General features: G+C 30.0%; 23 protein-coding genes and 3 pseudogenes. 8 read left to right on the top strand and 18 right to left on the bottom strand.

Features of this window, described 5'->3' with window-relative positions; translation table 11 throughout:
- Nucleotides 1–35: 35 nt before the first annotated feature.
- Nucleotides 36–875, bottom strand: a complete 840-nt coding sequence (locus IPK18_08930; protein QQR97017.1) for an alpha/beta hydrolase — start codon at nucleotides 873–875, stop codon at nucleotides 36–38.
- Nucleotides 876–983: 108 nt separating this feature from the next.
- On the opposite strand from IPK18_08930, the gene IPK18_08925 reads away from it, so the two are divergent.
- The gene (locus tag IPK18_08925; GenBank protein ID QQR99320.1) at nucleotides 984–1,406 is read left to right on the top strand and encodes a helix-turn-helix transcriptional regulator; all 423 of its coding nucleotides are present in this window, start codon (nucleotides 984–986) and stop codon (nucleotides 1,404–1,406) included.
- A 174-nt stretch (nucleotides 1,407–1,580) separates the two neighbouring features.
- On the opposite strand, the gene IPK18_08920 is transcribed toward IPK18_08925, so the two are convergent.
- From IPK18_08920 to IPK18_08910, 3 genes and pseudogenes are all read right to left on the bottom strand, one after another.
- Nucleotides 1,581–2,333, bottom strand: coding sequence for a pirin family protein (locus IPK18_08920; GenBank protein ID QQR97016.1), 753 nt, complete (start codon nucleotides 2,331–2,333; stop codon nucleotides 1,581–1,583).
- A gap of 165 nt (nucleotides 2,334–2,498) precedes the next feature.
- Nucleotides 2,499–3,599: an MBL fold metallo-hydrolase gene (locus IPK18_08915; protein ID QQR97015.1), complete on the bottom strand. Its 1,101-nt coding sequence runs from the start codon at nucleotides 3,597–3,599 to the stop codon at nucleotides 2,499–2,501.
- Nucleotides 3,600–3,612: 13 nt separating this feature from the next.
- Nucleotides 3,613–4,268 (bottom strand): annotated as a pseudogene (locus IPK18_08910) (hypothetical protein).
- Nucleotides 4,269–4,505: 237 nt separating this feature from the next.
- Here IPK18_08910 and IPK18_08905 point away from each other — a divergent pair.
- The 3 genes and pseudogenes from IPK18_08905 (at nucleotide 4,506) to IPK18_08895 (ending at nucleotide 6,291) form a co-directional block, all read left to right on the top strand.
- Nucleotides 4,506–4,610: pseudogene (locus tag IPK18_08905) on the top strand (Crp/Fnr family transcriptional regulator).
- 43 nt (nucleotides 4,611–4,653) lie between these two features.
- The gene (locus tag IPK18_08900; protein ID QQR97014.1) at nucleotides 4,654–5,160 is read left to right on the top strand and encodes a GNAT family N-acetyltransferase; all 507 of its coding nucleotides are present in this window, start codon (nucleotides 4,654–4,656) and stop codon (nucleotides 5,158–5,160) included.
- A gap of 207 nt (nucleotides 5,161–5,367) precedes the next feature.
- On the top strand, nucleotides 5,368–6,291 hold the full coding sequence (locus tag IPK18_08895; protein QQR99319.1) for a glycosyl transferase: 924 nt from the start codon (nucleotides 5,368–5,370) through the stop codon (nucleotides 6,289–6,291).
- Between the two features lie 44 nt (nucleotides 6,292–6,335).
- Here IPK18_08895 and IPK18_08890 read toward each other — a convergent pair whose 3' ends face one another.
- The 13 genes and pseudogenes from IPK18_08890 to IPK18_08830 all read right to left on the bottom strand — a co-directional run bounded on the left by IPK18_08890 (nucleotide 6,336) and on the right by IPK18_08830 (nucleotide 18,424).
- Complete coding sequence (locus tag IPK18_08890) at nucleotides 6,336–7,472, bottom strand: aldo/keto reductase (GenBank protein QQR97013.1); 1,137 nt, start codon at nucleotides 7,470–7,472, stop codon at nucleotides 6,336–6,338.
- Between the two features lie 27 nt (nucleotides 7,473–7,499).
- Entirely contained in the window at nucleotides 7,500–7,853 is a 354-nt protein-coding gene (locus IPK18_08885) for a four helix bundle protein (protein ID QQR97012.1), read from the bottom strand.
- A 61-nt stretch (nucleotides 7,854–7,914) separates the two neighbouring features.
- Nucleotides 7,915–8,763 (bottom strand): aldo/keto reductase, encoded by an 849-nt coding sequence (locus IPK18_08880; GenBank protein ID QQR97011.1) that lies wholly within the window; start codon nucleotides 8,761–8,763, stop codon nucleotides 7,915–7,917.
- Nucleotides 8,764–9,011: 248 nt separating this feature from the next.
- Nucleotides 9,012–9,914: an AraC family transcriptional regulator gene (locus IPK18_08875; protein QQR97010.1), complete on the bottom strand. Its 903-nt coding sequence runs from the start codon at nucleotides 9,912–9,914 to the stop codon at nucleotides 9,012–9,014.
- A gap of 51 nt (nucleotides 9,915–9,965) precedes the next feature.
- On the bottom strand, nucleotides 9,966–10,649 hold the full coding sequence (locus IPK18_08870; GenBank protein ID QQR97009.1) for a type 1 glutamine amidotransferase domain-containing protein: 684 nt from the start codon (nucleotides 10,647–10,649) through the stop codon (nucleotides 9,966–9,968).
- A gap of 63 nt (nucleotides 10,650–10,712) precedes the next feature.
- Nucleotides 10,713–11,720 carry a hypothetical protein gene (locus tag IPK18_08865; GenBank protein ID QQR97008.1) on the bottom strand — a complete coding sequence of 336 codons (1,008 nt, stop codon included), beginning with the start codon at nucleotides 11,718–11,720 and terminating at the stop codon, nucleotides 10,713–10,715.
- A 64-nt stretch (nucleotides 11,721–11,784) separates the two neighbouring features.
- Nucleotides 11,785–12,760: pseudogene (locus IPK18_08860) on the bottom strand (alpha/beta hydrolase).
- A gap of 29 nt (nucleotides 12,761–12,789) precedes the next feature.
- Nucleotides 12,790–13,518, bottom strand: a complete 729-nt coding sequence (locus tag IPK18_08855) for a nitroreductase family protein (protein QQR97007.1) — start codon at nucleotides 13,516–13,518, stop codon at nucleotides 12,790–12,792.
- A gap of 9 nt (nucleotides 13,519–13,527) precedes the next feature.
- Nucleotides 13,528–14,436, bottom strand: a complete 909-nt coding sequence (locus tag IPK18_08850; GenBank protein ID QQR97006.1) for a helix-turn-helix transcriptional regulator — start codon at nucleotides 14,434–14,436, stop codon at nucleotides 13,528–13,530.
- Nucleotides 14,437–14,464: 28 nt separating this feature from the next.
- Complete coding sequence (locus IPK18_08845; protein QQR97005.1) at nucleotides 14,465–15,388, bottom strand: NAD-dependent epimerase/dehydratase family protein; 924 nt, start codon at nucleotides 15,386–15,388, stop codon at nucleotides 14,465–14,467.
- A gap of 9 nt (nucleotides 15,389–15,397) precedes the next feature.
- Complete coding sequence (locus IPK18_08840; GenBank protein QQR97004.1) at nucleotides 15,398–16,759, bottom strand: aldehyde dehydrogenase family protein; 1,362 nt, start codon at nucleotides 16,757–16,759, stop codon at nucleotides 15,398–15,400.
- Nucleotides 16,760–16,770: 11 nt separating this feature from the next.
- A complete protein-coding gene (locus IPK18_08835; GenBank protein QQR97003.1) occupies nucleotides 16,771–17,685 on the bottom strand; it encodes an acetoacetate decarboxylase (ADC) in 915 nt (304 codons plus the stop codon).
- Nucleotides 17,686–17,722: 37 nt separating this feature from the next.
- Nucleotides 17,723–18,424: a type 1 glutamine amidotransferase domain-containing protein gene (locus IPK18_08830; protein QQR97002.1), complete on the bottom strand. Its 702-nt coding sequence runs from the start codon at nucleotides 18,422–18,424 to the stop codon at nucleotides 17,723–17,725.
- Between the two features lie 184 nt (nucleotides 18,425–18,608).
- Between IPK18_08830 and IPK18_08825 the strand changes: the two genes are divergently transcribed.
- The 4 genes from IPK18_08825 (at nucleotide 18,609) to IPK18_08810 (ending at nucleotide 22,275) form a co-directional block, all read left to right on the top strand.
- Nucleotides 18,609–19,556, top strand: coding sequence for an alpha/beta fold hydrolase (locus tag IPK18_08825; protein ID QQR97001.1), 948 nt, complete (start codon nucleotides 18,609–18,611; stop codon nucleotides 19,554–19,556).
- A gap of 84 nt (nucleotides 19,557–19,640) precedes the next feature.
- Nucleotides 19,641–20,129: a hypothetical protein gene (locus IPK18_08820; GenBank protein ID QQR97000.1), complete on the top strand. Its 489-nt coding sequence runs from the start codon at nucleotides 19,641–19,643 to the stop codon at nucleotides 20,127–20,129.
- Between the two features lie 98 nt (nucleotides 20,130–20,227).
- On the top strand, nucleotides 20,228–20,959 hold the full coding sequence (gene bla / locus IPK18_08815) for a BlaB/IND/MUS family subclass B1 metallo-beta-lactamase (protein ID QQR96999.1): 732 nt from the start codon (nucleotides 20,228–20,230) through the stop codon (nucleotides 20,957–20,959).
- Nucleotides 20,960–21,072: 113 nt separating this feature from the next.
- The gene (locus IPK18_08810) at nucleotides 21,073–22,275 is read left to right on the top strand and encodes a saccharopine dehydrogenase family protein (GenBank protein ID QQR96998.1); all 1,203 of its coding nucleotides are present in this window, start codon (nucleotides 21,073–21,075) and stop codon (nucleotides 22,273–22,275) included.
- A gap of 39 nt (nucleotides 22,276–22,314) precedes the next feature.
- Here the strand turns inward: IPK18_08810 and holA are convergent, their stop codons facing one another.
- A complete protein-coding gene (gene holA, locus IPK18_08805) occupies nucleotides 22,315–23,316 on the bottom strand; it encodes a DNA polymerase III subunit delta (protein QQR96997.1) in 1,002 nt (333 codons plus the stop codon).
- Nucleotides 23,317–23,359: the final 43 nt, after the last annotated feature.

Below are 23,359 nucleotides of genomic sequence, written 5' to 3'. Positions count from 1 at the left end.
TTAAAATTGGGAAATTATTTCAATAGGTAAATAATTTATTTAGTGAAAAAATCTAATGCTCGTCTTGTAAAATCTTCGTAGTATTGAAAAATACCACCGTGTCCTGCATCTTCATAAATTTTCAACTCCGCATTTGGAAAACGTTTTGCAAGGTCGTATGAATTAGGTGTTGGTACCATTCTATCATTATCGCCATTGACTACAAAAACAGGAAGATTATAAACTGATAAATCGGCTGGTGTATCGTGCCCCCAACTTTTGATTGCTTTTAATTGGGTTTGAAAAGCATTAATTTTTATGTCTTTATCACGATTTTCTTTTCGTTCATTGATGCGGTCAATAAATTGATGTGCAGCTAATTTTCCAATTTCATCACGATTAAAAAATAAGAATACTTTAGGGTCTTGGAAAGTGAAAAAGCCTTTTGCCATATCCCAATAAGTTGTCCAAACTACATCGCTAATGCCTTCGCCACCTCTTGGACCTGTTCCTGCAAGAATTATTTTATTAATCAATTCAGGCTTTTTAACTAATACTTCTTGGGCTATAAAACCACCTAAAGAAAACGCAAGAACATTTACTTTGTCAAAACCTAATGCTTCGATAAATGCAATAGCATCATCAGCCATAGCATAAATACTATCAGGTGTTTCGCCTGTTGTTGCACCAATTCCTCTTAAATCAAAAGAAATAATTTGATGATGTTTTGCTATTCCGTCCATAATCCGAGGATCTGCATTGTCAAGCGTACCCGCTAAATGCTGAAAATAAATAATTGGTAATTCACCTTCTTTACCATAAGAACGATAAGCGAATGTGATTCCGTTTGCTTCTATAGACTGCGTAGGTACAGTAGCATATGTGTAATTTTCCATTTTTATTTGTTTTTAAAAGTTATAAATTATAATTTTGCTTTCAAATTGCAAGTACAAAGTTATAAAACAACTTTTAATTTGCAAGTGTTTTTAAAATATTTTTTTGAAATGGAAGAAAATAATAAACGTTCTGATTGTCCAATTAGCGGTTCACTCGATATTTGGGGTGATAAATGGTCATTGCTTATCGTTAGGGATTTAATGATGAAAAACCAATGTACTTATGGTGATTTTCAAAAATCGGATGAAGGTATTGCCACCAATATTTTAGCTTCTCGGCTAAAAGGTTTGACCGAAAATGGCATTATTGAAAAATTGCAACATCCCGAAAGCAAGGCAAAAGTTCTTTACCAATTGACAGAAAAGGGAATTGATTTGTTACCAATAATGGCAGAAATAAATATTTGGATGGATAAGTATTATAACATTCCACCAGAACGGAAAGATGAGCTTAAGGCTTTGAAAAAAGATAAGGAAGGATTTATAAAAGAGAGCAAGAAAACACTCAAAAAAATGCTAATAACAAAGTAGTTGTATCAATTAAACGATGCTCTAAATTCCAAATATGTTTGGTTGGCTTTTGTTTTTGAAAGATTATTGTTGTATCCAAAACTATTTACACTATCTTTTAATATTTATCCAAAGAACCCATTTTACCTGAGTGGTAATTATCGTAAGCTTTTCCAATATTTTCTTGTGAATCCATCACAAATGGTCATCAAAAAATAATGGATAATCAATTTTCTCGCCACCTAATAAAACAATATCTACAGGAAGCTCTCCATATGCAGTTACTTCTATTTCGTCGCCATTGCTAAGCAATACTAAGTCGCCAATATTAATTGGACCTTGTTCACCAACAATAGCTTTGCCATTAATAATATAAATGCCAAGTTCCCAGCTTTCCTCTACGTTTAAAACCACTTTATTGAAATTATTAAAATGAATATGTGCTAACAACGTTGGACTTGCCGTTGGCAAAATACCTTGGTGACCATTTAAACTACCTGCTACTAATTTTATAGCATTGTCATTTACTGTAAATGTTGGAATGGTATCTGATTTATAAGAATAATATTCAGGTTCATCAAACTTTTGTGCAGGTGGTAAACTTGTCCAAAGTTGCAAGCCACGTCTAGAACTCTGTGGTGTTTCTTTATGAATAATTCCTTTACCAGATTTAATAAATTGAGCATCGCCATCTCTTAGTGTATCAACATTACCGAGGCTATCTTTGTGTACACTTTCGCCAGTAAATAAATAACTGATGACTTCAATTCCAGCATGAGGATGAGGTGTATCGCCAATGCCTTTTTTGCCTTTGGTTTCGTAATAATCTACAAACACAAATGGTCCTAATGATTCCAATTGATTAGTAGGCAATGAACGATATAATGTTATGGTGCTATCTTTTATTGCAGGAATTCCTTGGAATGCTTTTGAGATATTTCTTTTCATAAATTTATTTTTTTATCGTTGATAATCCTATTTTCTAACTAGCTCTGTTGGTGCTATTCCAAATTGTTTTTTGAATGCAGAAGAAAAATGAGATAAAGCTTCAAACCCTAAATCTATATATTAGTTAATATTTATTTTTTTTATTTAGAGTTCATAATTTTCAGCTTAACCTATTCCGTCCCACCATTGTTTAAATTGTTGTGTTGTATCATTTAGCCAAAGTACTTCTCCAATCATAGGTGTTGCTAGCTTATATTCTTTATTTTGAGATAATTCTGTTGCTAATTTTAGCGGTTCATCCCAAGGATGTCTTGCTAAGGTAAATTTAGAATGATGTACAGGCACCATCTGTTTTGCATGTAATTCTTCTGTAGCTTTTATTACTTGATATGGCAATTCATGCACTGATTCCCAAGCTGGATTGTATTGTCCAAATTCCATGATTGCCCAATCCATTACTCCATATTTTTTATATATTTCATTAAATCTATTATCATATCCACCATCGCCACTATAAAATAATTGCATGGTTGGTGTTTTGATAATATATGAAACCCAAAGTGCTTTATCTCTTGCCAAACCTCTTGCGCAATTATGTTGTGTGCTTTCAACAAAAATTGAGAGGTTATTATTTATTTTTATTTCATCGCCCCAATCTTTATCTAGAATTTTATCAGCAGAATATCCCCAATATTCAAAATTTGCACCAACGCCCAATCCACATACTACATATTTTATTTTAGAATTGAGTTTTTTTATAGTTTCATAATCTAAATGGTCATAATGGTCGTGTGATATCAATAAATAATCAATTTCTGGTATATCATCGACAGTATAGATATCAGCACCTTTATATGCTTTTACAGAACCTGGAATTGGCGAGGCATTACCACTAAAAACTGGATCTACCAAAATTTTTATTCCATCTATTTGCATTAAAAATGACGAATGTCCAAACCATACAAGATAATTTTTGTCTATTGGAAGTTTTTTTAAATTTGTTCTTATTGATGGTAGAATTTCTGATGGTTCTGTTCGTGGGAATTTTTTCGTTAAGGAAGTCCATAATACGTCAAAAAAGCTATAGCCTTCTGCAATCATGGGAAGTTTTACTTTGTTATGAAATTTTCCATTTCTATAATTGGGTGAATTTTTGATTTGCTCAAGTCGTTTGCCTTTGGGTAATGCTCCAAATTTTTCTTGACGTAAGTAGATATATCCGCCTGTGGCAGAAACTACAATTACAATTAACGTGGACAAAATCATATTTTTAATTATTTTATTTGTTCGTTTCATTTGCAGCTATCCTAATATCATTAACTTCTAAAATTTGCTTAGAATATCCATTTTCAACTACATTAATCATTGCTTGTCCAACTTGAGAAAGTGTAAGTGTTGCTTTTGGCATAATGTATTTTAGTATATTTGCCATTAATTTGAATATTGGCTTTACACTTTTTTGTCCATCAAAAGGCAACATTAATGCTGGTCTAAAATTATGCTGTGCTTTGAAACCAAGTTTCATTAAATCATTTTCTGTTTTTCCTTTCACTCTAGCCCACATCACATTTCCTTTTTCTGTAGAATCCGTACTTCTTCCAGAAACATAGTTGAATACTATATTTGGATTTACCTCTAACAATGTTTTTGCAAAAATCATTGATGTATCATAAGTTATTACTGTATATTCTTTTTCTTTTAATCCTACAGAACTGATTCCTGCACAAAAGAAACAGGCATCATATCCTTTGAGTTGTTCTTTGTATTCATTAATTTTCAAGAAATCAGGAACTATTAACTGTTTTACTTTTGTACTGGATGTATCGTACTTTTTCTACCAACAATTAAAATCTTTGAAATTTTTGGATTATTAATACATTCAAACAGAACACCTTCGCCCACCATTCCTGTTGCGCCAGTTATTATTACTTTCATATTTATATTTTTTATAAGTGTGCAAATTTACATAAACTATCTATAGTAGCCAACCATGTATTTTTATTTTCAAATTAATTTCATTTGGTACCAATATATTTTTGACTTTATAAATAGAAAGTAAAAATTTTAAAACAATGCATTTCCTAACAAGACAAGCTAGTTTCTAGATTCTATATTATTCATGATGTTGCACCAATATTGCTCAAATACAATATACATTTTTTGAAATATTTTTTATTAGAACAATATCCAGCTTTATTTCAAAGAGTTTCTAAATCTACTATCGCACATTACTTAGGTGTATCAAGAGAAACATTGAGTAGATTAGTAAAAAAATAAATCCTACATTCAACATGAATTCTTATTTTACAAAAAATCTATCATGAAAATAGAAACTGCAAATAGTAATGATTTAGCTACAATATTTCAGTTGTATGATATGGCAACTTCATTTCAAAAGACAGTTTATGAAAAACAATGGGAAGGCTTTGAACAATCTTTAATAGAAAAAGAAATTGAAGAAAATCGACTTTGGAAAATTAGTGCTGATAAACAAACTATTTGTGTATTTTCTATAAATTTTAATGACATTTTATTTTGGCAAGAAAAGGACAAACAACCTTCTATTTATATTCATAGAATTGCATTACATAATGACTTTAGAGGAAAATCTATCATGCAAAAGATTATAGATTGGGCAAAAATTTATTGTAAAGAAAATGGAAAACAATTTATCCGTATAGATACTTGGGGCGAAAATCTTAAACTAATAGATTATTATAAAAAATGTGGCTTCACACACATAGAAACTATCGATTTAGATAACACTAAAGGAATGCCTAAACATTACAAAGGAAAATTAGCTTTATTAGAAATGCAAGTAAATTAATCTATTTCTTTCCAAATATTTTTCTAGTAAATCAACTATAATCATTAAATTTCTATCTCGATATACATTTTTTTCTGAGTTCAGTATTTTTATAATATTTATTCGATTAATTATTGTATATTTGGATAAAACGGACGCCACTTTGTAGCAATGAGTGTATTTCCACTTATTCATACAAAATTTTATTAAATGAAAAATGCATTTCCAATGCTTGAGTCCGACATTCCTACGAATGAAGTTACTACAACAAGCTCTATTAAAATCGCTTACTTTATCTTAGTACACCGATTACCCAATCAGTTTAAAAGAATGTTTAAAGCAATTTATGTTCCTGAAAACTTCTATCTCATTCATATCGACAAGAAGACTTCAAATGAACTGAAAAATGAAATTCGATTATTCTTGAAGCCATACCCAAATGCATATGTTATGCAAAGCGAAAAAGTAATTTGGGGCGGCTACAGTATGGTGCAGGCAGAACTAGATGGCATGAAATATCTATTGGAAATAAATAGCGAATGGGATTATTTCATCAACTTAAGTGGTCAGGATTATCCTTTAAAATCTCAAAAAATTATTAGTCAGTTTCTTTCAGAAAATAATGGAAAAAGTTATCTAAAAATTGCCAATCAACAGCTATCACGACCAGAAACGATGAATAGAATTGAAAATCATTTTGAAGAACTGGACGATAGCATATCAGCAATTACACATACTAGAGCTTTTATGAAAGATGTAGTTCCGTACATTGGTGGACAATGGATGATGCTTACTAGAACATGTTGCGAATTTCTTTGTCATAACAAAGAAGTGGAACGTTTTGAAAAATATTACCAAAATACATTGATTGCTGATGAATCATTTTTTCAAACGGTTTTAATGAATACTTCTTTTGATGGTGTATTAATAGATGATGATAAAAGAGCGATTATTTGGATTCCAGATGGCGAAATCAAACTACGACCAAAAACCTTTACTCATGAAGATTTTAATTTCTTGCATATTGGTGAACATCTCTTTGCACGTAAATTTGACGACAATATAGATGATACAATAATAGACAACATGAAGTCTCATTTTCATCTGGCATTAAGTCGGAAAAGTAGCAAAGAAAATTTTAGTACTGTATAGATTTAACTTTAAAACTTTTTTTAGAATATTCTATAATTCTTAAGTTACTTTTTCATTGGTGCTTCTACACCTGAAAATTGAAGAACATACTCTGGTAATCGTTCACCTAAGATATTAATTTCATTAAGTTCTTTATTGAATGTTTGTAATTCGCTATCAGAAAATTTAATAGCATCTGCACCAATATTTTCTTTCATGTGTTCCATTTGTGTTGTGCCTGGAATAGGAACTATCCAAGGATTTTGTGCTTGTAACCAAGCTAATGAAATTTGTGTTGGTGTCGCATTTTTATTTTTTGCCCATTTTTTCAAAAGCTCCACTAGTGCCAAATTATTTGGTAAATTTTCTGTCGAAAAACGAGATTCTACACCACGAATATCGCCTTGCGCAAAACGTGTATTTTCGTCGATAGCACCTGTTAAAAAACCAACACCTAATGGACTCCAAGGTACAAAGCCAATTCCTAATTCTTCGCAAAGAGGAATAATCTCATTTTCTGGTCCACGCCATAGTAAAGAATATTCATTTTGTATGGCGGTAATAGGTTGCATGGCGTGTGCTCTTCGTACTGTTTGTACACCAGGCTCAGATAAACCATAATGCAATACTTTGCCAGCTTTCATTAAATCTTGAATAGTGCCTACCACATCTTCAATAGGTACTTCTGGATCAACACGATGTTGGTATAACAAATCGATACGGTCTGTTTGTAAACGTTTTAACATACCATCAACTACTAATTTTATATGGTCTGGCTTGCTGTTTAACCCTGGTAATCTTTTTCCAGTTTCTTGGTCGATATTCCAACCAAACTTAGTAGCAATGACAATATCATTACGAAATTCTTTTACACCTTCGCCTAAAATTCTTTCTACTTCTAATGGTCCATAAGCTTCTGCTGCATCAAAAAGTGTAACACCATTTTCGTAAGCATTACGAATAATATTATGCATTTGAGCTCTGTTAGGAATAGTAGTTTGATACGTTCTGCTCATATTTTGTACTCCTAATCCAATACTTGAAACTTCTAATGTTTTTCCTAATTTTCTTTTGCTCAAATTAGTTTTAATATTGTTAGTTACTTGTAATTTCTTTTTATTCTTTGCAAACACATTAGTCGGTGCAACAGCAATTCCTGCAATACCTAATCCTATTGTTTTTAATAAATCTCTTCTTTCCATTTTATTATAATTTTGAATGTTGGATGTTTAATGTTGAATATTAGTTTGTGCAGTTTTTACAATGGATGTCAATATTTTAATTATACTTTCAATCTCTATTTCTAATTCTGTATAATCATAATGGATAAAACCACTTGCTTTAATCAACTTTAACCAATATGCTGTTTCCCTTGCTTCTTTCGATGCTATTCCCATTTTGGCAGCAAACTCCTTTTTACTATAAGTCATGGTGGCTTCTTCAACATTTGCTCCAATGCTTGTCGCTGAACGAAAAAATTGTCTTGATAAAACATACTCATTTTTATCCAACAACATTTTATAGAGTTCTATTGATTTTAAAGCAAATTCAAAAGATTTCATTTGAATTATATTTTCTTTCATTGTGTTACTTAATTATATAAATTCAATTTAGAATACAAAATTAAACATTTAAAATCAAGCATTAAGACTGAACTCTTGATGCAAACCATTTCACTCTTTCCGGATCTCTGTGGTCGAAGAAATGACTGGTATTTGTATCTAAAGTAGCAATAAGATTCATATCTTCTTGTGATAATTCAAAATCAAAGACATCAAAATTTTGTTGCATTCTTGATGGCGTAACTGATTTTGGAATTACAACAATATTACGTTGAATCATCCAACGAAGTGTAACTTGTGCTACTGTTTTGTTATATTTATTTCCTATTGTAGTTAATACTTCGTTATTGAAAAAATCTGCTTTGCCTTCTGCAAATGGTGCCCATGATTCGTGTTGCACATCTAACTCATTCATAACTGCTTGGTCAACTGTTCTTTGAAAAAACACATTTGTTTCAATTTGATTCAAAGCAGGTTTTACGTCATTAAAGCTATATAAATCTACCAATCTATCTGGATAGAAATTGCTTACACCAATAGCTCTTACTTTTCCATTTATATTTAGTTCTTCCATAGCTCTCCAAGAACCATAAACATCATTATATGGTTGATGTAATAAATACAAATCCAAATAATCTAATTGCAATTTGTTTAAAGAAACTTCAAATGCACTCTTTGCTTTTTCATAACCATAATCTGAAATCCATAGCTTAGTTGCTATAAATAATTCATTTCTTGAAATTCCGCTTTCTTTTATTGCATCACCTACTGCTTGTTCATTTCCATAAATTTGTGCAGTATCTATACTTCTATAGCCTATTTCTAAAGCTGCCAGAACACTTTTTTTACATTCTTCATAATCTGGAACTTGAAATACACCGTATCCTAAAATTGGCATTTCTACACCATTGTTTAATATTACTGTTTTCATCTTTACTAATTTTACGATACAAAGGTATAACTATAAATAAGATGCTAAGTAATATGAATCAAACTAAAACTTACGAAAATCAAATAACTACAAATGACTAAACAAATTAAAAGTTGAAAATAAGTTACATTTATAATTGTATTTATCTTGTTAATTTTATGAGATAAATACAAATTTAGATTTTTATTTGTGTATTTAAGAGTATGGCTCATTTGTGGAATGATTGATACAGTCTTTACTTAATAATTTTATAAGTTTCTGTATTGCGAAGGTGTAAGTTCTGTTGATTTTTTGAAGAAATTATTGAAGTGTGTTGTTTCTTTAAATCCTAATACATATGCTATTTCCGAGATGTTCCAATCTGAATAATGAATTAATGTTTTTGCTTCTTGCAAAATGCGTTCTTTAATTAATGCTGTAGTGCTTTTTTCAGTATTTTCTCTTACGGATTTATTTAAATGATTGACATGCACATTGAGTTGTTTTGCAAAGTCTGATGCAGAAGTTAATCTTAATACTTGGTTAGTTGATTCTATTGGAAATTGTCTTTCTAATAATTCTAAAAATTGCAATGTAATTCGCTTTGATGCTGATTGTGTATCGTGTTCATGTGCATCAAAATTTGCAGATTTCATAGTGATATGTACTATATCTTCAATCAACAATCGTATTATATCGTATTTATAAAGATAATTTGAACTTAATTCTACAAACATTCTTTTAAACAATAATTCTATAACTTTCGCATCTTTAGCGCTTAGTTCAAACAAAGGCAAAGCATTTGCTTTAAACATTGGAAATTCAATAACTTTCTTGTACTTATGTAGAAATTGTTCATTGAAAAGACAGTAGTAACCTTTGGTAATTTTATTTCGTTCTTGCCAACCAAAAGGTGTGTGTGGATTAGAAAATGTAATAGCATGCTTTTTTACTTTATATTCTTTTCCAGAACTTTGATAAATTCCTCCACCAGCAACTAAAACAATATTGTACCACTCACGCCTGCCATATTCTAAATCTTTTGCACCTTTTCCGATGATTGGATATTGTAGTTGAAATACATTAAAATGTCCAAGACTGTTTCTTATTTCAGTAGGTATCCATTGAAATCTTTCTTCATAGAATGCTTGAATGCTCTCTGACTTTCTCACTTTATAAAATTACAAAAAACAATCAATTTTATATTGCTTTAAGAAGACAAGTTATTTATCTAATTCTTTAATTAATACTTTTGCCATTTCTTTTGAGCTAAATGGGTTTTGCCCAGTTATTAAATTTCCATCTACAACTACTTTTGATGTCATTGGAATTAATGCTTTGTTATAAATTACGCCTCTTTCATTTAATTCAGCTTCTAAGTTAAATGGCACTTCTCTTTTTCTTCGCGCAATAGACTCTTCAAACCAATCGAAACCTGTTAATTTTTTTCCTTTTATTAAATATTCTCCATTACTCAATTTCACATTTAACAATCCACCAACACCATGGCAAATAGCTGCTACAATTCTATTACTTTCATATTGTTTTGCAAGTATTAATTGTAATGTTTTATCATCAGGAAAATCATACATTGTTGCGTGACCACCTGCCAAATATACACAATCAAAGATTTCATTTTCAATTTCACTTAAAGCTTTTGATTGATTGAGATTATTCATAAACTCTTGATTTTCGTAATAATCTTTTGTAATTTTATCTAAGACCAATGGTTTTAAACTTTCTGGATCTATTGGCACATTGCCTCCTTTTGGGCTTGCAATTGTGATATTCCATCCTTTTTCGTTTGCACTGTGGTATATATGTGTTAGTTCGCTTAACCATAATCCTGTTTCCAATCCGCTTGCATAATGGTCTACATTAGTAACTATTAATAATATCTTTTTCATGTTGCTTTTTTTGTGATTTATAATTTTATCTAATTACGTTATAAATATAATATTTTAATAGAACTATGCTACAAATATCATTCCTGCTATTCCGATTATATATACCAAAATAGCTAGCCAAGAATCTATGCCCATACCATAGTATCTTTTATCAGATTTTAATGCCATTCCTATCATATAAATACTTGTAAGTATAATAGACAAAGCTGTTAGGTATATATTTGAATGATCTGCACTTGGCAATAATGTTGAATGATTGATAATAGATGCGATTAAAAATAAAACAGGCAGAAAAGTATTTCCTCCAAAAATATCACTAACTATTGATTGATAATTTCTTTGTTTTACAAAAGCTAAGCCACCAGAAATTTCAGGTAGACTTGTTACAAATGCTAATATTGTTGCACCAAATATCACACCATCTATATGAAATTTATCTGCTAATTTATCGCTTGTGTATCCTAATAAATAGCCAAAAACAAATATTGCTGTACCTAACACAAACAGCATAATCAATGCTTTTGATTTTGTATAATTCGACAAAGCAATATTATTTGCCTCACTGTTATCTTCTTTTATGTTTTGATTGCTTTTATGCAGCAAATACAAACTAGACAACCAGAATATACCTATAAAAATTTCAGCTATAGGTAAATTTGTCGAAATTTTATTTTTACTAAACTGTGTGCCCATGATAACAATTGCTAAAATTGCAATTAGAAATAAGCCTTGCATGATGGAGACAATTGGATTTACCAAAGCACTGAAAGGCTTGCTATCGTTTTTTCTTGCAGAGAAATCAAACAAACTTAGCAATAATGTTTGCATGGCTATTCCGCCTAAAATATTTCCAATTGCTAATGATGTATCTTTTTGCAATACACCTTGTACAACAATAGATAATTCTGGTAAGTTTGTTGCAATTGATAACATTATTGTTCCACCAAATGCAGCACCTAGTTTAAATGTATCATCAATATAATCTACCACATCAGATAGTTTATTGGAACAATACCAAATTATAATTCCTGATATTACAAAAACAAGTATGAGTATTGGTAGGCTTTGCATAATGGTTATTCTATCTACTAAAATAATAATTTTTTTAAGTTTATTAGTTATGAATTATCTATCACTAAGAGAATAATGCTTTACGCAAAGCTAATGCTGCTTGTTCAGTAGAAAATCTTATAGCATCAATATGGTCTAGTGGATTTAATAAACCATAATCATGTATAAATCCATTATAAGTTTGAATAGTAGTAGGTACACCTGCTTCGTCTAATTTTCTTGCATAAGCCAAACCTTCATCAAACAAAATATCATTTTCTGCCAATTGTACCAATGCTGGTGGTAAACCTTTTAATTGTTCAATAGTAGCACTAAATGGTGTTGCATAATATTCTTTTCTTTGTTCTTCATTGCTTGTATAATTATCCCACATCCATTTCATTAATGAAGCTGTTAAAAATCTTTCTTCGGCATATTTCTGCCAAGAATCTCTAGTAAAATTAGCATCTGTAACTGGCCACAACAATAATTGAAATTTTATTTTTGGACCACCTTTATCTTTTGCCATCAAGCACAGTACCGCAGTCATATTACCACCAACGCTGTTTCCTGCTGCTGCCATATTATTGCCATCAACACCTATTTCATCGCTATTTTCTGAAACCCATTTTGTAGCTGCATAAATCTCATTTATAGCTGTTGGATATTTGGCTTCTGGCGAAGGCGTATAATCTGTAAAAACGGCTGCTGCACCACTATTTACTACTAAATCTCTTACGAGTCTTCTATGTGTTGGATAATCTCCTAATATCCAACCACCACCATGTAAACATAAATACAGGTAATTTTGTAGCTACTGCATTAGCTGGTTTTACGATATGTATATTTACAGTAATTCCATCTTGTGTGATTGTTCTTTCGGTTTCTACAATATCTGAATAATCGAACTCAACAGATTTTTGAGCATCAATTAATACTTGTCTTGCCTCTTGTGGTGTCATTGTTTCCAATGGCTGACCTCCACTATTGTTTAGTGCTTTTAAAAAAGATCTAATTTCTGAGATGATTTGAGGATCATTTTCTGCTTTAATTGTTTTCATAATAGTTAATTTATTTGTTAAGTATTTTTTTAATTTAATTTATAAACTTCATCAAATGGCACTCTACATCTTTCGCCAAAAATACCTTCTTCTCCTTTTCTAATACCACAAGCCACAACCATATTTATTTCTGCACCATTTGGAAGTTTTAGTGCTTTCTTCAAAACTTTACTATCAAATCCTTCTAATGGACAAGTATCATATCCTTCATTTGCCATTGCAATCATAAATGTTTGTGCAGCTAAAGCAGTAGATTTATGAACTACTACACGCATATCATTTTCAGAAACTTCTCTTGTTATAGTACGAAATAAACCAATAACTTTAGTTAGTCCAACTCTAAATGTACCTAAAACACCAAAGAAATTTGTATAAAGCAAAGGCATTATTTTTCCATAATATAGTTCTCTATCTTTTATTCGTTTTTCCTGTCTGTCTTTTGGACTATTTCGTGCTATGTTTTCTCTTTCAAAATCTAAAACAAACTTTGCATGCTGTTTATTTTTGTCTTTTCTAGTAACAAAAACTACAAGTTGTGTAGCTGTTTGCGTAGCTGTTTGGTCTAAACATGCATACGAAACTTTATTCATTAACTCAGGATTGGTTATATGGTAAAATTCCCATAACTGCATATTAGAACTATTAGGAGCTAAAGTTGCCAATTCTAAGCAATGTTTTACTTTTTGAGTATCTAATGGTTTTGTTTTATCAAAAACTCTTACAGAACGCCTGTAATTTAACACTTCTTCTAAATTCATATTTTTATATTAATTAAATGACTGTCTAAATTCTAATGGTGAAATATTGGTTTTATTTTTAAATAATCGATGAAAAGATTGTGCATGCTCAAAACCTAATTGATAAGCAATTTCTGATACGGACAATTTTGATGTACTCAGTAATTCTTTTGCTTTTTCTATAATTCTATTTTGTATATGTTGTTGGGTTGTTTGTCCTGTTTGTACACGCAACATATCACTTAAATAATTTGGACTTAAATTTAATTGACTCGCTATTTCTTGAACACTTGGAATACCAAACTCTTCTATATTTTTACTTTTAAAATTGTTATCTAAAATACTTTCTAGTTTAGTTAATAAATCGCTGTTTACTTTTTTGCGTGTTAAAAATTGTCGATTGTAAAATCGGTCATTATATTTCAACAATAATTCTATATTAGAAATCAATAAATCTTGCGTAAAAGCATCCATATTGGTGTTGATTTCTTTACTAATATTTTCAAAAATATCTAATATAGCTTGTTCTTCTTGTTCCGAAAGAAAAAGTGCTTCGTTGGTAGCATAAGAAAAATAGCCATATTGTTTTATGTTGGTTGCCAATGGATAGCCATGTAAAAAATCTGGATGAATGACTAAAACTTTGCTTTTTATTACTTCGAGCAACATATCTTCAAACTGTAGTACTTGTTGTGGTGCTGTAAAATACATTACGCCATCATCATAATCGTAGTATTGTTGTCCGTATTTGAATTTACCTGTACATTCTTGTTTTATAGCAATAACATAAAAATCAGATGTAATTGGCATTGTTAATTCTGCAACATTAGATGCTATGCTTGAAAAATCAAACACACTTATTAATGGATGTTTTGGTTTTCCTATGCCTAACAATTGATGCAAATTATTGATTGAATTAACTTTTATAGGTGTTGTCATATTTTATATTTTTATTGCCACGAATGTTTTATTGTTCATTTTTAATTTGAGTGATGCCTTGCTCATAAGTGGTAACTACAAAATTTGGAAAATGTTCTCTGAATTTTGAATCATCGAAAATATTGTTGTGTTCATATCTTGGCAATAGTTCTAGTAATTCTTTTATTCTATCATTAAACAATGCACCAATCCTAAAAACAAATTTTGGTATAACTGTATAGTTCAATTTTTGATTATAAACAGTTTCTATTAAAGCAATAAATTGTTTGTAGGTTAATCGCTTATCATCTATTGGTAAATGCCACGATTGATTATAAGCACTAGGTGTATTACCAATTAATGCTGTAGCTCTACTGGCATCTGGTGTCCAAATTAAACTACGTAATTTTGAATCACTTAATGGTACTCGTAATTTTTTATTTTCTTTAATATTATTAAAAATAAGTGAGTTGGTTATGCTTTGTGTTTTGGCTGGTCCATAAAATTCTGGTGCTCTACAAATTACTGCTTCAATATTTCCTGCTTGCATTTCTGCCAACAACATTTCGGTCATCTTAGCTCTTACTTTTCCTTTTCTACCAACAGGTGCAAACTTTGTTTCTTCTGTTAAAACTTTATCATTTTGTGGATACATATAAGTATTATCAAAATAAACCAATTTAGTATCATTGATTTTACAAGCATCTATTACATTGCGTAAAATAAGTTGAAATTGTGCTTCCCATAAATCAGTGCTTATTGGTAACCCTAAAGTAAAATAAGCTATCTTGCAATCTTTTACAGCAGCAATGGCTTGTTCCTTATTCGTTAAATCAGCAGCAAATAAAGTATCCGTTTCATTTACTTTCTCTGGCTTTCTACTTACAATACGAATATTTGAAGTAAAATTTCGTTTTAATTCTTTGGCTAACTCATAACCAATTTGTCCGTTGGCACCTAATATAACTTGCATCGTATTAAATTACATTACTTTTTTTAAATAACTCATTTTTTTATCTGAATAGGGTGGATATTTCCAATCAGGTTCTCCCCAATTTACTTTCTCTATAATAGATTTTTGATGTGAAAAAGTATTAAAACCAAATTCACCATGATAATTTCCAATACCAGAATTTCCAATACCACCAAAAGGTAAATAATCGTTGGTAATTTGCATCAATGTATCATTAATACAACCTCCACCAAAAGAAACATAGTTTAAGAATTTATCTTTTTCTTCTTGATTTTTAGTAAACAAATAAGCAGCTAATGGTTTTTCTCCATCAATAATTTTTTGCAATATTTCATCGTAATTATTATAAGATATAATTGGTAAAACTGGACCAAAAATTTCTTCTTGCATTACAGCATCTTCCCATGAAACATTATCTAAAATGGTTGGTTCTATATATAATGTTTCATCATTGTGTTTGCCACCATAAACAATTTTATCATTATCTATTAATCTTAAAATTCTGTCGTAATTTCTTTTGTTAATGATGCTTACATAATGTTCTGCACCATCAGTATATTGAATTTTATCTAGTTTGCTTTTAATGATTTCAATTAATTTTGGTTTCACAGATGCTTCTACCAACAAATAATCTGGTGCAATGCAAGTTTGTCCACCATTTAAAAATTTCCCCCAAATTAATCTTTTAGCTGCAACTTCTAAGTCAGCTGTTTTGGTTACTATTGCTGGAGATTTCCCACCTAACTCCAAAGTAACTGGCACTAAATTTTTTGCAGCTGCTTCATATACAATTTTACCTACCATTGGACTTCCAGTAAAAAAGATTTTATCAAATTTGAGTTTTAATAATTCAGTTGTTTCTGGAACGCCGCCTTCTACTACAAATAAATAATTAGATGAGAAATTTGTATTGATTAATTTAGCAATCAAATGCATAGTATTTACTGGCAATTCGCTTGGTTTTACAATGCAAGTGTTGCCAGCTGCAATGGCAGTTACCAAAGGTAAAAGTGTTAGTTGATATGGATAATTCCAAGCACCAATAACCATCGTAACGCCTAATGGCTCTGAATATATAAAACTCTTGCCTGGTTGAAGACTGATTGCTGTTTTTACTTTTTTAGGTTTGCTAATTGTGTTTAAATTTTTTAAGAAGAAATCTATTTCATTATAGATAAGATTTAATTCTGTTAAAAAGGTATCGAATTTGCTTTTGCGAAAATCTTTATAGATTGCATCGAATAATTCTTGTTCATTATTTTTTAGAATGCTTTTTAGTTTAATTAATGTTTTTTTTCTAAATGCAATATCTTTTGTTTTATGTGTATTGAAAAATACTTTTTGAGAGTGAAAAATGCTGTTAAAATCCATGACTGTATTTTTTATTTTGATTCAATAATTTCTGGTGTATATAATGCTGCTTGAAAATCTGGTTGATAATCATAGCGTATTAATCTTCCTAAATCTAATGATTTTATATAGGATGATAAAGCGCCATTACTTAAATTTAATTGCACATCGTTTTGTTTGCTACTACTCGCTTTTTGAATAGCACGAGTATCGTTGTAGCCATGTGTAAGTTTATCTTCTTTATTTAGATTAATAAAATTAGAACGAGTTAGAGTTGGTTTATTATTTTCTATTTCTAATTTTTTTCCTATCATAGTAAAGTCTAAATTTCCTTGTTCATCATAAAAATCAAAAGTAATTTCTTTGTTGTTTTCTTTATAATCTATAGGAATTTTCCATTTAGGTAAATTATAACCAACTACACCACGCACTCTTGCTAAGTCAGTATTTACTGGTAACTTCAAAACATAACCCCAAAGGTTTTTATTTTTTAATTGACCTAATAATGAAAATACACCAAAGTTAGTTGAGTTAGGTTTTGTAGTTGCAATAGAAATGGAGAGTTCATTATATACATCATTGTCGCAATAATGATAAGCATAAGCAGTAATAGCAATTAGACCTCTATTTGGAAAAATAGAAATAGGCTGAACAATATTTTTTATTTTATCTGGCATTAATGCTTTTAACTGTTTTAAATCTGCAGTATAAATAGCTGTGATACTACTATTCTTATAATAAAAATTGGGCGAATAAGTTTCAAATCCTACATTCTTTTTTACTTTTTTTATGGTTTTAAACCAAGATAAATCAATTTCTGGACTTTCATTTTCTATAATAGCAAGTGGTGGATTAGAATGAAATCTATCATACAAACCATCTTTTAAAATAGAGACTTCATTTCCAGCAAGATTTATGATTGTTTGATTGTTATTTATTGTGTTCATGATTTCTGTAATTTATAAATAAATATAATAAGCCTAATTATTTAATTTGATTTTGTAATTGTTGCATAACTACTTTTGCCATCTTTTTAGAACTAAATGGATTTTGTCCTGTAATCAAGTTTCCATCAACAACTACTTTAGAAGTCATAGGAATAAATGCTTTTTTGTAATTTGGATTTTTAGTTTTTAGTTCTGCTTCTAAATTGAATGGTACTTCTTTTTTTCTTCGAGCTAATTTTTCTTCAAACCAAGAAAATCCAGTCATTTTTTTATTTTGAATTAGATAGTTTCCATTAGTTAATTTTACATTCAACAAACCACCTACACCATGACAAATAGCCGCAACTATTTTTCCAGACTCATATTGTTTTGCAATAATGTTTTGCATGGTGGTATCATTTGGGAAATCGTACATCGTACCATGTCCACCTGCTAAATACACCACATCAAATTTTTCGTTTTCTATAGCTTTTAAACTTTTACTATTTTTCAAAAGATTCATAAAAGCACTATCATTTAAGTATGCTTTTGAAACTTTATCGAGCATCATTTTCTTTAAACTTTCTGGATCCAATGGTACATTGCCACCATTTGGACTTGCAATTGTAATGTCATATCCTTTTGCTTCTGCAGCAGCGTATAAATGCGTTAGTTCACTCAACCATAAGCCAGTTTCTAGATTTCCACTTTCATATTGGCTAATGTTTGTTACGATGATTAAGATTTTAATTAGATTCATTTTGTTTGTATTTTATGATACAAAGTTGCGCACTAAATACACAGCAGCTGTAACCTAATTAAGGAACATTGTAACAAAATCTCGGATATGTAGTATTTTTAGGAAATAAAGCATAGAAAACAATTTTATATATCGTGTGTCTCAATATAATTATTAGCTTTAATAAATTAAATTTGATTAATAAATGACAATACTCCGAAGGTATAAAAAATGGTTACTGAGTATCTTTATTATATTATTTGTTTTAATCAATGCTATTGCTTATTTCCATGCTTATAAGTTCACACATTTTGACATTGAAGAAACTACAAGAACCAATGACCCAAACAAGTTATCTATTGTTCAAAAAATAAGAACTATAGTGTTTGGCATTGATAATCCAAGACCAACTAACACTTCATTTCCAAATAGAAAATTTAAAACAATTAAAATCAAATACAATTCAGACACCATTGATTGTTGGCACATTATTATTGATAGTCTACAACCTACAGTATTGATTTTTCATGGCTATGCAGGTTGCAAATCTCAAATGATTGAGAAATCAAATTTATTAAATGACTTAGGATTCAATACTGTCTTAGTAGATTTTATTGGCTCAGGCAATTCTACAGGAAACAAAACAACGATAGGTTATTTTGAGTCTGAACAAGTAAAATATGTTTTTGATTACTTTAATAAGTATACAGCAAAATCTAAAATAATATTGTATGGAATATCTATGGGCTCAGTTGCAATTATGAAATCTATTAGTGATTATAACTTAGAACCAACATCAATTATTATTGAATGTCCATTTGGAAATATGTTAAAAACTGTACAAGCTAGATTTAAAATCATGAATGCACCAAGTTTTCCTATGTCATACTTACTTTTATTCTATGGTGGACTTCAAAATAATTTCAATGCATTTAACCACAATCCAACTGAATATGCAAAGAAAATAAAAATAAAAACTTTATTGATGTATGGTTTGAAAGACAACAAAGTTAGTAAAGAAGAAATTGATTTAATATTTAAAAATCTACAAGGAGAAAAACAATTAAAAATATATAAATCTGCTGGGCATGAAGATATTGTAGACAAATACAAAGAAGAATGGAAAGAAAATATAATTAAATTTACGAAATAAGTTATTGACCGTAACAAACATTTAATACATATAAATATTATAGCAATCAAGAAATTATAATACATTAGTGCTATTATCCATCTTATGACCAAAAACTTAAAAATATATCTAGATAAATTCAACTTACTTTTAGACCAGTTTGAAACTAAAATTCCATATTATCGATTACAAGACAACACCATATCCAGAGTAAGTATTGGCTGGCATATAGAACACACTTTAATGTCATTCAATGAGTACGCTGATTTGTTATCCAAATCAAATCCTGAAGAATACAAATGGCGTTTTAATTTTATTAGAAATATTGTTCTTATTACAAAAATGATTCCAAGAGGATTTGGCAAATCACCAGAAACTTTGCTGCCCAAAACTCATATCGATGACAAAATACTAACAAAACTAATATCTGATACAAGAAAAAATATTAAAAAGTTTGAAAATCTTTCACAAGATGCATTTTTGGAACATCCAGTTTTTGGACAGCTTAAATTAATGCAAACAGTAAATTTTCTTGATACACATGCCAAACATCATCTAGAAATTATTGATGACATAATAAAGCAAAACAAATAAACACAAATACATTTATCAATTTTCAGATTAATTTGTAATTGACACATCTTGGACTTAACTTCGTTTTCTAAAATACTCATTCAATAAAAAACGATTAGATGCACACTATCACACTCACAATTATTTTTACATTTTCTCTACTTAATATTTTTGCAAACGAAGAAGCAAAATTAAAAATAGCTCATCTTACTGGCAACTTTTATATATACACCACATATAATACTTACGAAGGAACAAAGATACCTGCAAATGGCATGTATCTACTAACAAACGAAGGTGTTGTTTTATTTGACACACCTTGGGACACCACTCAATTTCAACCTTTGCTTGATAGCATACAACTAAAACACAACAAACAGCTGACTTATTGCTTTGCAACACATTGGCACAGCGACAAAACTGAAGGACTAGAATACTACAAGCAACTTGGAATAAAAACTTACACAACGGCACGCACAGACGAACTAAGTAAAAAGAACAATAAAAAGAGAGCAGAATTTTTAATCACTAAAGACACTATATTCAATATTGGGCAATATGCTTTCGAAATTTATTATCCAGGAGAAGGACATACCACTGACAACATCACTATTTGGTTTGATAAGGAAAAAATACTATATGGTGGTTGTTTAATAAAAGGTGTAGATTCAAAAAATTTAGGCTATTTAGGCGATGCCAATGTTTTTGAATATGAAAATACACTCAAAAATGTACAACAAAAATATCCTGAACCAAAATACATTATCATTTCACATAGTGATTGGAACAATTTAAACTCATTAAAACACTCCATAAAACTTGCAAAAAAACTAAAAAAGAAAAACAAATAAACAAGCATAATCTTATTCAAAAAAAAGATTTGAGTATTCGTATTTTTTTAGGCTGAGTAAAATATTATTGATTATTTTTGGAATGTTTTTTGATAAAATAAAATAAAAAAATTATGTCTAAAAAAGTTTTAATTATTGGCGCTGGTGGCGTAGGCAATGTTGTAGTAAGAAAATGTGCTCAAGCTCCAGAAGTTTTTTCTGAAATCATGCTAGCAAGTAGAACAAAATCTAAATGCGATGCCATAGCAAACGATATTCCAAATGCAAATATCAAAACAGCATCAGTGGATGCAGATGATGTAAAACAATTGGTAGAGTTAATCCATAGTTTTAAACCAGATTTAGTCATTAATGTTGCGCTACCATACCAAGATTTGCCAATTATGGATGCTTGTTTAGAAACTGGCGTACACTACTTAGATACAGCAAACTACGAACCTAAAGACGAAGCAAAATTTGAATATTCTTGGCAATGGGCATACCAAGAAAGATTTAAGGAAAAAGGAATTATGGCATTGTTAGGATGTGGTTTTGACCCAGGACAATCGCAAATATATGTGGCACATGCTGCAAAACATCATTTTGATGAAATTCATTATTTAGATATTGTTGATTGTAATGCTGGCGACCACGGACAAGCATTTGCTACCAACTTCAATCCTGAAATTAACATCAGAGAAATAACACAAGATGGAAAATATTGGGAAAATGGCAAATGGGTCACAATTCCTGCAATGTCTATTCACAAACCTATCGAATATCCAAACATTGGCCCAAAAGAATCATATCTATTATACCACGAAGAATTAGAATCTTTAGTAAAAAACTTTCCAACTATAAAAAGAGCAAGATTCTGGATGACATTTGGACAGCAATATATTACACATCTAACTGTAATGCAAAACATAGGCCTAACTTCTATCAAACCTATTAAGTTTCAAGGACAAGATATTGTGCCATTAGAATTTTTAAAAGCATTATTGCCAGAACCAGGTTCTTTAGGCGAAAACTATACTGGCGAAACATCGATAGGCTGCCAGATAAAAGGTATTAAAGATGGCAAAGACCAAACTTATTTTATTTGGAATAATTGCAAACATCAAGATGCATATGCAGATACCAAAGCACAAGGCGTTAGCTATACAACTGGCGTTCCTGCCATGCTTGGCGCAAAATTGATGCTTGAAGGCATTTGGATGAAACCAGGCGTATACAATACTGAAGAAATGGATCCAGATCCATTTATGCAACAAATTGGCAAACTTGGACTGCCATGGCATGAACAAGTTGGTCTTACATTACCACACGAATATTAATACATTTCAATTAACTAACTACATACATCATGTAGTTAGTTAATTCATAATCTTATAAATTAACTCTTTTAGCAAATTAGCATCAGTAGTATTGTTACTTGCGTACAAGCCTTTTGCTTTAGCATCAAACTCGTTGAGTAAGTGCAAAATTTGTATTGTTTTTTGTGCAGAATACTGTCGTACACCTATTTTATAATCTTGTAAATAGTACAAGCCCATACTTTTTAGCTCATTATCACTTTTAGATTGTTGCGTGTGGTATAAAAGTAATTTGCTAAAATATGGATACAAGAACGCTATAATTGCAATAATAGAACCAGCTTTGGGATTTTTCTCAAAATACATTGAAATCTTTATAGCTTTCTCAAAATTATGATGAATAATTGCCTTATTCATTTCTGTTAAGTTGTATTCTTTTGAAATGCCTATCCATTTTTCAATTACTTCTTTTGTAATATTACTTCCATTGGGCAATACCACTTTTAATTTTTCTAGTTCATTATTAATTCTAGACAAATCATTACCTAAATTTTCTGCCAATAAGTTACATTCAGTTGCATCAATTTTTAAGTCGATTTGTTTTACATGATTGGCTATCCATGTTGGCAACATTTCTTCTTTAATTTTGTCTGCCACAAAAAACTCAGATGCTTTTTCAATAAGTTTGCTAATCTTTAATCTTTTGTCTAATGCTTTATGTTTGTGGCAAAAAATCAATACTGTACTTTGTATTGGCTTACTAAAATAACTTTCTAAATCTTCCCAAACTTTTGCTTTAAAATCCTGAGCTTCTCTTACCAACACTATTCTTCTTTCTGCAAACGATGGATATTGACTTGCTGCATTCAGTATTTGTTGCGCATCAATATCTTTTGCATAAAAAATATCTAAATTAAAATCGCGTTCATGTTCTTGTAGTACATTTTGGAGCAATGCTTGCTCTAGAATATCAATAAAATAGGATTCTTCTCCACAAAAAAAATAAATTGGCTTAAATTTTTTGGTCAAAATTTCTTTATGGATAGCATCAAAAGTCATCATTTATATAGTTAAAATAGAATTTATTCGTCTATTTTTGCTAATG

The sequence above is a fragment of the Sphingobacteriales bacterium genome, assembly GCA_016699615.1.
In the GTDB taxonomy this organism is placed as follows: Bacteria; Bacteroidota; Bacteroidia; order Chitinophagales; family JADIYW01; genus JADJSS01.
The sequence above is the reverse complement of the archived record's forward strand: the minus strand, read 5'-3'. Positions and strand labels throughout refer to the sequence as shown.